Source organism: Streptomyces sp. 147326 (assembly GCF_045000215.1).
GTDB lineage: Bacteria > Actinomycetota > Actinomycetes > Streptomycetales > Streptomycetaceae > Streptomyces.
In genome coordinates, this window is sequence record NZ_CP134201.1 from 102220 (window position 1) to 114662 (window position 12443).

13 protein-coding genes and 1 pseudogene are annotated in these 12443 nt (G+C 70.0%); 3 read left to right on the top strand and 11 right to left on the bottom strand.

Features of this window, described 5'->3' with window-relative positions; translation table 11 throughout:
- Nucleotides 1-32: 32 nt before the first annotated feature.
- Nucleotides 33-393 (bottom strand): annotated as a pseudogene (locus tag RIU97_RS00540) (hypothetical protein); the annotation flags it as partial.
- Between the two features lie 248 nt (nt 394-641).
- Between RIU97_RS00540 and RIU97_RS00545 the strand changes: the two are divergent.
- Complete coding sequence (locus RIU97_RS00545) at nt 642-1007, top strand: hypothetical protein (protein WP_404952727.1); 366 nt, start codon at nt 642-644, stop codon at nt 1005-1007.
- 216 nt (nt 1008-1223) lie between these two features.
- On the opposite strand, the gene RIU97_RS00550 is transcribed toward RIU97_RS00545, so the two are convergent.
- The 9 genes from RIU97_RS00550 to RIU97_RS00590 all read right to left on the bottom strand — a co-directional run bounded on the left by RIU97_RS00550 (nt 1224) and on the right by RIU97_RS00590 (nt 8960).
- Entirely contained in the window at nt 1224-2045 is an 822-nt protein-coding gene (locus tag RIU97_RS00550) for a RibD family protein (RefSeq protein WP_404952728.1), read from the bottom strand.
- A gap of 52 nt (nt 2046-2097) precedes the next feature.
- A complete protein-coding gene (folE, locus tag RIU97_RS00555; RefSeq protein ID WP_404952729.1) occupies nt 2098-2811 on the bottom strand; it encodes a GTP cyclohydrolase I in 714 nt (237 codons plus the stop codon).
- A gap of 146 nt (nt 2812-2957) precedes the next feature.
- Complete coding sequence (locus tag RIU97_RS00560) at nt 2958-3320, bottom strand: DUF488 domain-containing protein (RefSeq protein ID WP_404952730.1); 363 nt, start codon at nt 3318-3320, stop codon at nt 2958-2960.
- 42 nt (nt 3321-3362) lie between these two features.
- Nucleotides 3363-3773 carry a VOC family protein gene (locus RIU97_RS00565; RefSeq protein WP_404952731.1) on the bottom strand — a complete coding sequence of 137 codons (411 nt, stop codon included), beginning with the start codon at nt 3771-3773 and terminating at the stop codon, nt 3363-3365.
- Nucleotides 3774-3975: 202 nt separating this feature from the next.
- Complete coding sequence (locus tag RIU97_RS00570; RefSeq protein ID WP_404952732.1) at nt 3976-4458, bottom strand: hypothetical protein; 483 nt, start codon at nt 4456-4458, stop codon at nt 3976-3978.
- Nucleotides 4455-6272: a glycoside hydrolase family 15 protein gene (locus RIU97_RS00575; RefSeq protein WP_404952733.1), complete on the bottom strand. Its 1818-nt coding sequence runs from the start codon at nt 6270-6272 to the stop codon at nt 4455-4457. The genes RIU97_RS00570 and RIU97_RS00575 overlap by 4 nt, the downstream gene beginning before the upstream one ends.
- Nucleotides 6269-6748 carry a universal stress protein gene (locus tag RIU97_RS00580; RefSeq protein ID WP_404952734.1) on the bottom strand — a complete coding sequence of 160 codons (480 nt, stop codon included), beginning with the start codon at nt 6746-6748 and terminating at the stop codon, nt 6269-6271. The genes RIU97_RS00575 and RIU97_RS00580 overlap by 4 nt, the downstream gene beginning before the upstream one ends.
- A complete protein-coding gene (locus tag RIU97_RS00585; protein ID WP_404952735.1) occupies nt 6745-7836 on the bottom strand; it encodes a PP2C family protein-serine/threonine phosphatase in 1092 nt (363 codons plus the stop codon). The genes RIU97_RS00580 and RIU97_RS00585 overlap by 4 nt, the downstream gene beginning before the upstream one ends.
- 272 nt (nt 7837-8108) lie before the next feature.
- On the bottom strand, nt 8109-8960 hold the full coding sequence (locus RIU97_RS00590) for an SMP-30/gluconolactonase/LRE family protein (RefSeq protein ID WP_404952736.1): 852 nt from the start codon (nt 8958-8960) through the stop codon (nt 8109-8111).
- Nucleotides 8961-9056: 96 nt separating this feature from the next.
- Between RIU97_RS00590 and RIU97_RS00595 the strand changes: the two genes are divergently transcribed.
- Nucleotides 9057-10235 (top strand): FUSC family protein, encoded by a 1179-nt coding sequence (locus tag RIU97_RS00595; RefSeq protein ID WP_404952737.1) that lies wholly within the window; start codon nt 9057-9059, stop codon nt 10233-10235.
- A gap of 24 nt (nt 10236-10259) precedes the next feature.
- Here RIU97_RS00595 and RIU97_RS00600 read toward each other — a convergent pair whose 3' ends face one another.
- Entirely contained in the window at nt 10260-11642 is a 1383-nt protein-coding gene (locus RIU97_RS00600; protein WP_404952738.1) for a glucose-6-phosphate dehydrogenase, read from the bottom strand.
- A 111-nt stretch (nt 11643-11753) separates the two neighbouring features.
- Between RIU97_RS00600 and RIU97_RS00605 the strand changes: the two genes are divergently transcribed.
- Entirely contained in the window at nt 11754-12434 is a 681-nt protein-coding gene (locus RIU97_RS00605) for an AAA family ATPase (protein WP_404952739.1), read from the top strand.
- Nucleotides 12435-12443: the final 9 nt, after the last annotated feature.

Sequence of the window (12443 nt, forward strand, 5' to 3'; positions counted from 1 at the left end):
CCCCGCTCGCGCTCCCACGCGGCCGTCACCCCCGTGAGATGCAGGCGCCGCCCGGCGTCGAGCCGGAGCCAAACCGCGGTGAAGCAACTGGTCGATGACCCGGGCGATCTCGCGCGGCCCGTCCGCGAGGGGCGTCAGCTGGGTGACCACGTCCTCACGGCTCGGTGCGACGGTCCCGCCGTTCACGCAGTTGAGCACCCAGTACTGCGGCTGGGTGACGTCGATCCTGGCCATGGCGTCACCGAGATGCCGCGCCGGGAAGGCTGCCCGGCTGCGGCTGCGCGGGCTGGTCACCGAGGTGCGCGCCGCGGTCCACCAGGGCGTCAGCGACGAGGAGTACGCGGCCGCGCTCAAGGTGTTGCGCACGATGGTCGCCAACGTCGAGGGCGACATGGGCCTCTGACCCGTGATCGGCCCCGGGCCTCGGGCCTTCCGGGCCCGGTCCGGGGAATCCGGACCCGTTACACACGCACCCCGTGCTCCGTTGGGCAGGTGAAGGGACGCGGCGGGGCGTGGCTGGGCCGGGGAGCGGGCGTGGCGAGTCCGCTCGATGGACGCCCCGGCGGCTGCGCCCCTCCAAGCCGTTCCCCGCGGCTCGACGCCGCCGACCGCCCCGCCCAGACCGGAGGCCCGTACCCGTCATGACCACCCTCGCGACCCAGACCGTCCGGCTCGGCACCCGGCCCAGCCCCATGGCCATGGAACAGACCGGCCGCTTCGCCCTGGCCTTCCGCGCCCGGTACCCGGACATCACCCTCGACACCGTGAGGATCACCTCCGAGGGCGACGCGCACCGCGGCCCGCTCCACGAGATCGGCGGCAAGGGGGCCTTCACGCGCCGCGCCGACGAGCACCTCCTCGACGGCCGGGTCCGGGCCACCATCGCCTGCGCCAAGGACCTGCCCGGCGCTCACAACCGGGCCCCGGAATCGCCGTGGGGGCGGTCCTGCCCCGTGAGGACGTGCGCGACGTCCTGGTCTTCCCTGTCAAGTTTGTGTGTTCCTTGATCTCTCCACGAGGGTCAGGGCCTTCGCTCCGTCGGGGGGCATTGTTCCGCGCGGGTAGCGTCCAGCGTCGGGCAGGTGACCGGATCGTCACTCCGGCTCTCGCACGTGGCCACATCGAGCAGAGCGTTGATACGCGGCACGTGCGAGGCCGGGAGGCTGTATGATCGGGAGGTTATCCATCGTGCAGTCAAACGTGCGGGTCGCACCTCGCCTGGGTCAATTGGCCAGTGGCTCGCCGCGTGGTACCCGAAGTCGGTAGCGCAGGAACAGGTATGAGCCCCGTCGCCGGGCGCTGACCAGGTCCGTCCACGCCGGCCGGTTCGGCAGCAGTTCGAGCCCGGAGACGACTCCGGGACGGGGTGTGTCGGCCCGGCCGGCCAGCACTGGGGACGCCGTGAGGAACAGCTCATCAAGCAGGCCCTCGCCGAGAAGGTGACCGATGAGCTGCGGTCCACCTTCGGTGAGCACCGCGGTGTGTCCCAGGACGCGGAGAGCCGCGAGGACGTCGGCCATTCTGAGGGCCGATCCTTCGACCGCGGTGAGTATCGCGCATGTTGGCGGCAGCCGTCCCTCCAGTCGGCTGGCGCCGACCTGGGTAGTGGCCACGAGCGCGCCCGACTGCAGCGCTGGATGCTCGGTGGGCAGATCTCCGCTCGCTGTGACCACGACTAGTTGCGGCTGGGGGGCGCGTCCCAGGCTGCGCCGTAGCTCGGCGAAGTCGGGTGCGGCTTGAGGGCAGACGTGGCCGGGCGTCCACAGGTGGCGGGGTGTGGCTCGCAACGTGCCGGCTCCGATGAGTACCGCGTCGGCGCATGCGCGCAGCAGTCCCATGACGAAGCGGTCCGCGGGTTCACGCCCGCTGATCGCCGAGCCGGAGGATCGGTATTCGGGGCCGAGGGCGACCACTCCGTCGAGGGAGGTGACGAAGTTGGCGTACACGCACGGCGGGCTGAAGCCCAGATCGCCGCCGTACGCCGTGGCGAGCGACCTAGGCAGGCCGAAGCTGGATTGCCCTGCCTCCTCGTACAGCAGGTCCAAGGGATCCAATGAACCTGGGTGCGTGCCGCCGGCGGGGGGTGCGGTGCTGTCTTCAGCCATGTCCGGCCAGGCCGCGTTGGCCGCACAACGCGAAGAATTCGCCGCGCAGGTGCGGATCCTCATCGTAGGTGCCCCGCCAGTGGGTGGTGCGGGTGCTGGACTCGATCTCGCGTACCCCGCGCATCTGGGTGCACAGATGGACCGCTTCCAAATGGACTGCGACGCCATGCGGCAGCATGATTTGCTGCAAAGATTCGGCGAGTTGGTGGCCGATGCGTTCTTGCACCGAAAAGCGGCGGGCGAACAGCCGTACCAACCGGGTCAGCTTCGATAGCCCGAGGATGTGCTCGTGTGCGATGTAGCCGACATACGCTTTGCCGAAGAACGGCAGAGCGTGGTGCTCACAGAGGGCGAAGAACGGGATCGGTCCTTCGACGATCTGACTGATCCGGCAGTCCGACCCACCATGGCATTCGGTCTCGAAGGCGGTGACCAGCTTTTCGTCGCCTTCGTACCCGCTTGTGGCGTCGAAGAGCGCGCGCAGGAAGCGGCGGGGGGTGTCTGCCGTGGCCGCTGATCCTACGTCCAGACCCAGTGCTTCGAAGATCTCCTTGAGGTGGCGTTCGAACCGCTGCCACTCCTCGGGGGTGATCTGCCGTGGAGACACGGCCGCCCACTCGATCTCGTCCGTGACGGGTAGGAGGCTTTCCCCGACCAGCCCCGCCACGGGCGGGGGACCGTTCATCTGCGGCAGCTGATCATTCATAAGCAGCTCCAAGATGCGAGATCACCGCGGGAGTCGATCACATCCATTATCGACTGATTTCCGCATGCCTGCCTGAGAAACACGATGCCCCTGCGCGCCAGCGCAGTGAGGCGGTGAGTGCATCCAGGTGCCCTTCCCCCCGATACTCAGCTTCGGAGCATCTCGGCAAGCACCTCGGCTTCACTGATCTCCGGATGCTTCGTTGCGGTGAGCAGCGTCAAAGGCCGGTCTCCGGCGAGGTCGCGCAGGTGCGCCAGAGCGTCTGCGTGTTCGGGATCTTTCAGCTCGGTCCGGTAGCGACGGCTGAATTCGGTGAAACGCTCTGGGTCGTGGCTGTACCACTTGCGCAGTTCCGTGGACGGGGCGACCTGCTTGCACCACTCGTCGAGATGAGCCTTGTCCTTGGTCATCCCCCGGGGCCAGACCCGGTCGACCAGCACTCTCACGCCGTCACTCTGCGCCGGATCCTCGTAGACGCGGCGCACGTGTACCGTCCTTCTGCGAGCCATGGAAGGACCTCCTCGTGAGCTGGGTACTCGACTTCCTCCCGGTCACACGTAGTAGCGAGTGATGATCTCGAGCCGCGCCACTTCGTCGGGCCCTGGATAGGCCACCAGCACCGGCAGACCGCTGGGATCCCGGCCCTCGATGAGGGTGAATCCCTCACCTTCCCTGGTGGAGACGTGGTCGGAGCGGGCCCTGAGTACGCGCTCGCACCGCTGGAAGTCGTCGGGGCCGTCTGCTGTCCAGATGACGTACTGCGCCCCGACGTGGCCCACCGGGTGGGCGGCGTGGGGGCCGACGGCGCGTAGGTACACCTGGAAGCCGCCTCGGCCCACGAGCAGCGCGGCGGTGGCGGTGCGAACGGTGACCTCCATGTTCAGCAGCTCTCGGTAGAAGTCCGCCGATGCGTCGTGGTCGTGGACGAACACCACAACCGATGCCAGCCGTGGCCCGCGCATGTCCGGTCCGCTACCAGTCGGCTCCGAATGCGGGTCGCTGGGTGCCGCTTCATGGGTATGTGGCACGAGGACCTTTCCGCCGTGACCGCGATGCCAGGCTTCATTTTTTGTGCGGGTTCTTGGTCCTGATTCCACGCTACCGGGCCCGCGTACGGTCCGCCGGGACACGCGCGCCGCCCCTGGGCGATACCAGTCAGGGTGGTCAGCCTGGCCAGGCGATGAACCCTCCCACGATGGTGCCGTAGGCGAGGTGCGCGGCGAGGGTGACGATGGGTGTGCCCCGTCCGTAGTTGAGCATGAGGAAGCCGGGTGGTTCGAGCAGGGCGACATCGGGCGCGCTCGTCTGGGGTGAGCCCATGCGCGGGTGGACGAGGGGCAGCAGGATGTTGACCAGTGCGGTGGCGGCGAAAAGGCCGTGGACGAGGCCGAAGGCGGTGCCCAGCCACCAGCTGCTGTAGTCGATGGCGGCGAAGACCGCGTAGTAGAGCAGGGCGAAGATCAGACCGTTGACGAAGTGTGCGCCGTAGCCGAGGGCCTTGGCACGGGTCCGGTCGCTGGTGAAGGCGGTGCCCAGGAGGAACGGCAGATCGATGCGGGTGACGTTGAAGGTGTTGGCTGCCCGCAGGCCCGTGGTGAGGACCAGGGTGCCGACGAAGCCGCCCGCCAGCGCGGCCCAGATGCTCATCGTGTGGCCTCCCCGATCGCGCAGGCGGCGCTGATCAGGGCCAGGTGGGACAGGCCCTGGGGCATGTTGCCGAGGAAGGCGCCCGTGGTGGGGTCGATCTCTTCACTGTAGAGGCCGACCCCATTGCCGAGATCCACAAGCTGGTCCATGAGGGACACGGCTTCGTCGATGCGGCCGCATCTCGCGAGGGCTTCGGCCAGCCAGAAGGAGCACGCGAGGAACGCACCCTCACGGCCAGGGACGCCGTCGGAGCCGAGGTAGCGGCTGACGTAGGGGCCCTCGCGGAGGGTCTCCTGGACGGCGGAGACGGTGCCGCGGAGGCGTCGGTCGTCTGGCGGGCGGTAGCCGTGCAGCAGGCCGAGCAAGAGGCTTGCGTCCAGGTCGTCGCTGCCGGCGGAGCGCACGTAGCTGTTGAGCCGCTCGCTGAAGCAGCGAGTTTCGACGAATTCGGCGACGGCCTGTCGTTCGCGCTGCCATCGGGCCGTGTGCCGGTCCGGGATCAGCTGCCGCCTGGCCAGGTCCACGGCGCGGTCGAGGGCAATCCAGCACATCATCTTGGACTGGGTGAAGTGTTCCGGGGAGCTGCGGACCTCCCAGATACCCGCGTCGGGCTGTTGCCAGATGGTGCAGATGAAGTCGGCGGTCTCGGCTAGTCGGCGGGCGATGTCGGCATCGAGTCGATGGCCCGCGATGGTGTAGAGCCACGCGGTCTGCAGCAGCTCCCCGTAGGTGTCCAGCTGGACCTGGCCTGCGGCTGCGTTGCCCAGACGTACAGGCGTCGAGCCTCGATAGCCCGACAGGGGCAGGGACTCCTCGGGTGCGTGCGTGCCACCGTTGAGGCGGTACAGGACGTTCAGGTGGGGGTGAGTGAGCTGGGAGGCGTGCATGAGCCACCACAGGTAGCTGGTCGCTTCCGGCGCGCAGCCCAGCTTGAGGAAGGCGTCCAGGGTGAATGCGGAGTCGCGGATCCAGCTGAAGCGGTAGTCCCAGTTGCGTTCCCCACCCAGCTCCTCCGGCAGCGAGCAGGTCGCGGCAGCGGCGACCGCGCCGGAGGGGGCGAAGACCAGGAGCTTGAGGGCGAGGGCGCTGCGCAGAACGGCGTCACGCCACGGTCCGGTGTAGGTGCGATCGTCCGACCACTGCCGCCAAGTGGCAGCGGTGTGGTCCAGGCGGACCTCGCACTCGGCACGGGTGGGGAGCACCAGCGGTTCTTGGTATGCGTACGGCAACGCGATCAGCGCCCGGGCACCGGATTCGGCTCGGAACCGGGCGGTGACAGAGTCGGCCGTGCACTGCGGGTTGCCGGCGTCCCAGGCACAGACGGCGACCGCTTCGGCGCCACAGACGGCCACCGGTACCCCCGCTCTGCGCGCCACGATCGGCACCCGGGCGCCGTAGCCGAAGCGCGGCTGAACGCTCCAACTCATCGGGACGCGGCCCGACAGGCCCTCGATCCGCCGGACCAGCTCCCGCCCGGGAACCAGCGAGGCGGTGTCGGGGAGCGTCAGGGCGTCGGTTACCCGGACGGTCCCGGCTGCGGTGGCGAAGGTCGTCTCCAGCACATTGGTGCCGGGAAGATAGCGGCGCGCCACGGTGCACGGCACGTCGGGCCGCAGGCGAAAGCTGCCGCCACGGGCCTGGTCGAGAACGGCGGCGAACAGGGTCGGTGAGTCCAGGTCCGGCCAGCTCAGCCAGCACACGGCTCCGTCGAGGGCGACGAGCGCGACACAGCGGCCGTCCCCGATCGCCGCGTAGTCCCGTAGCTCCGCGTAGCCGTCCAGTCGTGTCGGCGCGGTGGTGACCGAGTCATTCACGACGGCCGGTCCGGCTGCCCGCCGGGCACGACGACGACGGGCAAGTGGGCGTTGTGCACGACTTCGGTGCTGGTGGAGCCGAGGGTGAGGCGCCCCCATGCGCCCGCGCCCCGGCTGCCGACCACCAGGAGGCAGGCGTCCGCGCTCGCGTCCAGGAGGACCTGCGACGGGCGGCCCGGCTCGACCTTGAGGTCGACCTCCACCGGCTCGCCGCCGACCTGCTCCCGTGCCTCCTCCACTGCCTTGGTGACCGCTTCCAGGGTGATGTCGCGCAGCTGCGTATCCAGATCGTGGAATCCGGAGGCGGCGAACCACTCGAGACCGCTGTACCTGGTGGTGAAGTCGTACGCGCATACGGCGCGGAGGCCGGTCCCGCGCAGCTGTGACTCCTGAAGGGCGAAGCGCAGGGCCGGGCCGGAGGCTGGAGAGCCGTCGGTGCCGACCACGATCGGTGCGGGAGGGGCGGCGTTCGTCATTGCGGGTACCTCCAAGCCGGGTCCGGTGCTCGCGTGGAATCGCTGTCGGGTGCTGTTCTGCGGACCACGAGTGCGGTGATGTCGTCCCGGTGTTCTCCTGCGGTGTGGCGGCTGAGGTCTTCGGCCAGGTAGTCGGCGACTCGCCAGGAGGAGATGTGCGCCAGGGCCTCCAGGCGTTCTGCAAGGGGGTAGAAGGCTCCGGCGGCGTTGCGGGCTTCGGTGACACCGTCGCTGCAGCTGATCAAGGTGGCGTCCCGGGGGAAGGGGAACCACGCGACGGTTCTGGGTTCGGAAGCGAGATCCGCCAGACCCAGCGGCACACCAGGGTCGCCGAGCGGCACGGGAGCGACCGGTCCGGCCTTCAACAGGTGGGGTGGAGGGTGGCCGCAGTTGACGGCCTGTGTCTGGGTCGAGGTGTCAATGCACAAGACGAGGGCAGTGACGAAGCGTTCGGGCTCGCCAGTCTGCTGGGCGAAGGCGTTGTGCCGGACCACGGCCTGTTCGAGGTAGTCGACGAGCGCGGTGAGGGTCGGCTCACGCGGAGCGGCCTCACGGAAAGCGCTGAGGACGGCGAAGGCGGCTCCGATCGCGGGCAGGCCCTTGCCCTGGACATCGCCGAAGAGCAGCCGCGTGCCGTACGGCGAGGCCACCACCTCGTAGACATCTCCCCCGACCAGCCTGTCCGCCTCCACCGGCAAGTACACCCCGTCGACGATCACCCGGTCGGTGAGGATCGGCAGGGGCCGCAGCATCTGCCGTTGCAGAGCGACCGCCGTGGACCTGACCCTCAGCAGCTCCCGCTCCCTCCGGATCCGCCAGTGGCAGCTCACCACGCACAGCACGCCGAGCACGACCGCCAGCAGCATGACGATCCCGTAGTCGTACGACGCGGGCAGGGGCCGGTACAGCAGAACCGCGGTGATGATGATCAGCACCCAGCCCACCGCATATGCGGTCTGTCGCACCGTGCCGACCACCGCCGGGAACGCGGGAAGCAGGATCAGCAAAGGGATGAGCCGCACCGTGCGGTCATCGATCGTCAGCTCCAGCAGCACGACCGGTACGGTCGCCGCGACCACATACGCCATCGGAGCTTTGACGCCACCTCCGGCAGATGACTGGGCACCGCTCCCGGAGCGCGACGTCAGCGGCGCGCCGGGCGTACGAACCGCCACACGCCGACGAATCACCTCTCCAGACTCTCCCGGGCGAGGCAGCGCCGCAAAAGGGCGGGCAGACGCCGCCCGTAGAGTCACCACGGCCTCGCCGGATCGGCCATGCGGTGCATCGGCCCGGCCTCGTCGATCCGGCAGGCGGTGTGCGTCGACTTTCGACGGCCGGCCACAGCGCACACCGCTGGTTAGCCCGCGAACTCGCGGACGGGCAGCCCGGCGACGCCGACCCGTGCCCGGAACAGCGAACCTGCCAGCGGGTCCTCCGTGGGTTCGAGGTCCTCCCGGGATGTGGTGATGAACAACTCGTCCAGGCGGGGCCCGCCGAAGGTACAGGCGGTGACCTTCCTCGCCGGCAGTTCGACCACCTCGTCGAGCACCGCCACGGACGAGTAGCGTCGTACCGCACCGCCGTTGTTGAGGGCTACCCAGACGCCCCCCTGTGAGTCGACGGTCAGCCCGTCCGGACGTCCGGCCTCCGCCGGAATGGCCACGAAGGTGCGCTTCCCGGTCAAGCCCGCCTCGGGGCAGTAGTCGAACACGGCGATCCTCTGCGTGGGCGTGTCGTTGTAGTAGGCGAGGGTGCCGTCGGGGCTCCACTCCAGGCCGTTGGAGACAGTAGCCCCGGTCAGGACCACGGCGACGGAACCGTCGGGCGCCAGCCGGTACAGCGTGCCGGCACCTGGGCGCTTGTCGTAGGCCATCGAGCCGCAGTAGAAGCGGCCTTCGGGATCGCAGCCGCCCTCGTTCATCCGTAGCCCGAGGGCGTCGCCCCACAGCGCGGGCAGGTGCGTCAGCGTCCCGTCGGCGTCCTCCAGGGCAAAGCCCCGCTCGACTCCGAGAACCGCGCCACCCTGGCGGCGGGGCCGCAATGCCGCGGCCACATCGCCCACATGGCGACGGGTGACGGTGCCGTCGTCCGCCAGGGACAGGACGTCGCCGGCCAGCATGTCGACCCAGCGCAGACCACCCCAGCGCGGCGACCACACCGGCCCCTCACCGTGGTACACGATCGGATCGGTCTCCTGCTCCACACGCATCGGCACTCCAGGAACAGCAGGTAGTGGATAGCTTTGGGGGTGAAAGCAGCCTTTTCTCCTTAGCGTGCCATAGCGCCTGAACCAGGAGACCACCGGATGGCCCGTTCGCGCACAGCCGCAGCGTTGCGGACGTGGCTCGCCGAGATCTGGCCCCTGGCACAGGCGACCGCGGCAGCCACGGCGGCCTGGGTGATCGCCGTCCGGGTGGGCGGTCACGATGCGCCGTTCTTCGCTCCGATCGCCGCGGTGGTCGCCCTGAACTTCGGGCGCGGCGAGCGGGGCCGCAACGCCCTGCGGCTGGTGTCCGGGGTGTGTATCGGCATCGTGATCGGAGAACTCGTTGTCGCGGTCCTCGGCGGCGGGTGGGACAGCCTGGCGCTGGCCATCTTCGTCGCACTGGTCATCGCCCAGACGCTGGGGGGCAACCGGCTCATGCGGGTCCAGGCCGCAGCCGGGGCGATCCTCACCATTGCCGCAGCCGATGGCGGGGCGGGTGTGAACCGGCTGATCGATGCGCTGATCGGCGCAATGGTCGCCCTGGTGTTCACCCAGGTGCTGTTTCCCCCAGAGCCGCTGGCATTGGTGCGCCGGGCGGAGCGGGCGGCGCTTGCGACCATGGTCGAGGGGCTTCGGACGGCGGCCGAGGCGATCGAGCGCGGCACGTACGACGAGGAGCTGCACGCAAGGCTGATCAGGTGCATGACCGGCGTACGGGAGCACCTCGCCGAGGTGGGCAGGGCCGGACCGGCCGGCGCCCGGGTCGCCGGTCACTCGTTGATCTGGCGCTACCGGCGCCCCGCGGCCATGCGAACGAACGAGGAAACGGCCCAGGTTCAGTTGCTCGGATCCAGCTGTCTGATGCTCATGCGTACCGCCATCAGCGCGGATCGACCCCGGCAAGGCAAACTCGCGCAGGCAGTCCGGGAGCTGGCCAGCGCCGTCGCCGACCTCTCGACCGACCTGGGCAGCCGCACGATCCGCCAGGGTGCGGTGGACCGTGCCTTCACCGTCGCCCGCGGGGCCGGTGACGCCCCGACGCCGCACATGGAGCGGGAAGCGCTTGCGGCCAGCGTGCGGTTCCTCTGCCTCGACATCATGGTCTTCGCCGGCGTCGCCCCCCAGGAGGCGTCCGCCGTGCTCCAGCAAGCCGGCGCCGGCAAGCCGCGGGCGGCCGAACCGCCGCAGGACTTCCACCTCCCCGGCCTGGCGCGCGCCGCCGGAGCCTTGCGCCGAATGGGGTGCCGGCTGGCGAAGCGACGAAGGCGCCAGGGTTGAGCAACCGGTGGCGGCGAGTACGTGTCAGGGCGGGCCGGCGCTTCCTGCCGGATATTCCTCCAGCGGGACCAGCCCCGCGCTCCAGGCATCCAGGACGGGCATCATCACGCGCCAGGCCGCTTCGGACTCGTCGCCGCGGACGGACAACGTACTGCCGCCGGACAGGACATCGAGCAGGACGCGGCCGTATGCGGGCAGGTCGGCTGCGGGAGGCGGTGCGGCGAATGAGACCGGCGCCGGGCACGATGGGTCGAGGGGTGCACCGCCGGTCAGGTGCAGGGCGAGGTCCTCGGGACCGTCGAGGCCGATCCGCAGCTCATTGGCCGGAGCGCTTCGGGCCGACGGGTGCTCGGCCGGCCGGAAGCGGACCGTGACCTGCTTGCGCCGGCGGCGCAGCGCCTTGCCGGCTCGGAGCAGGAATCGGGTGCCCGCCCACCGCTCACTGGCCAGGTCCAGCACGACCTCGGCGAAGGTCTCGGTGCCGCGAGCCGCGTCGACGCCGCCCTCGTCCCGGTACGCGGAGACGACGCGCCCGGCCCCGCCCGTCGGATCGTAGAGCCGGCCGGCGCCGTAGCGGGCGCGACGGGTCCGGGCCACCACGTCGTCGCGGCTCAGGATGCGCACGGCGCGTAGGACGTCGACCTTGCGGTCCCGCAAGGCGTGTTCGTCGAGGGACGCCGGCAGGTCCATCGCGATGAGGGACATGATCTGCAGCATGTGGTTCTGCACTACGTCCCGCAGGGTGCCGGAGCGGTCGAAGTATCCCGCCCGACCCTCCAGGCCCAGGTCCTCCTCCCACAGGATGTCGATCTGCTCGATGTGCCGGCCGTTCCACACCGGCTCCAGGACCCGGTTCGACAGGCGCAGCGCGAGCAGGTTCTGCACGGTCGCCAGCCCGAGGACGTGGTCGACGCGGAACACCGCCTGTTCCCCGGCCGCGCCAATCACCTCGGTGAGCAGCCGGTTCAGGGCCAGAGCGCCATCGAGGCTCTCACCGAACGGCTTCTCCAGCGCGATCCGGCTTCCCACTGGGAGCCCGGCAGCCCCGAGTGCGGTCACCACCGGCGCGTAGAGGCTGGGGGGCAGGGCCAGGTAGACCGCCACCGGCTGCCGGATACCGGACAGCAGGCCGCTGACGCTCGCGGGGTCCGTCACGTCGGTCGGGCGGTAGCGAACGGTCTGGATCAGGTCCGCACGGGCTGCGTCCGGCAGGTGCGGGGCGTGGCGTTCGAGCCGCTCGGCGACGAAGCACTGGAAGGCAGGGTCGTCCAGGTCTTCCCGGGCGCCCGCGATGACCCGGAAGTCGTCGGGAAGTCGTTCCGCGGCCCGGAGTGCGGCAAGAGCGGGCAACAGGAACCGGCCGGCGAGGTCACCGGTCGCACCGAGCAGCACCAACGTCTTGATCAATGGTCGGCCCCCGTACGACGGCAGCGGCAGCACCGGACAGCACAAAGGTACTGGTTGCGCCAGAAATCAGCCTGAATGGCATGCTGCCGGTAACCGTGAAGAATGGTTTGTATGCCTGATCTTGAGCCCCCGGGTGCGGGACCGAAGCGTTCTCCGGCCGTGGTGACGCTGGCCGCGCTGTACGGAACGGGCGGCGTCGTCATCGGGCCCGAGGTGGCCCAGCGGCTTGGGGTAGCTTTCCTCGATCGCGCCATCCCCGCGTCGGTCGCCGCGCAGTCCGGCGTTCCCCAGGAGGTCGTTGCCGCCGCCGATGAGCGCCCGCGCAGCCGCGGGCAGCGGCTGCTGGCGGCACTGGCCCGGGCACCCAGCCTGACGGGCGGCCCCGCCCAGGAGCGCTGGCTCCTGGAGGAGGGGGCGATGCGGGCGGACATCCGGCGGTTCATGGCCGATGCCGCCCGGTCCGGAGGGGTGGTGCTGGGGCGCGGCGGCGCGATCGTGCTGCGCGAGGTGCCGCAAGCGCTGCACGTGTACCTCGGCGGGCCGCGGCAGGCCCGTATCGCGCGGGTCATGGAGGCCGAAGCCGTCGACCGTGCCACTGCCGAGCGGCGTGTGAAGGCCAACGACTGGGCGCGCAGGGAGTACGTCAGGAGGGCGTACGGCGCGGACGGCGATGATCCGGCCCTGTACCACCTCATGATCGACGCCACCGCCTTCAGCGTGGACGCGTGCGTGGAGCTGATCGTCCGCGCGGCCGCCCTCCGTACGCCGCGCCGTGCCGACGCAACGACATGAGGAGTGCCC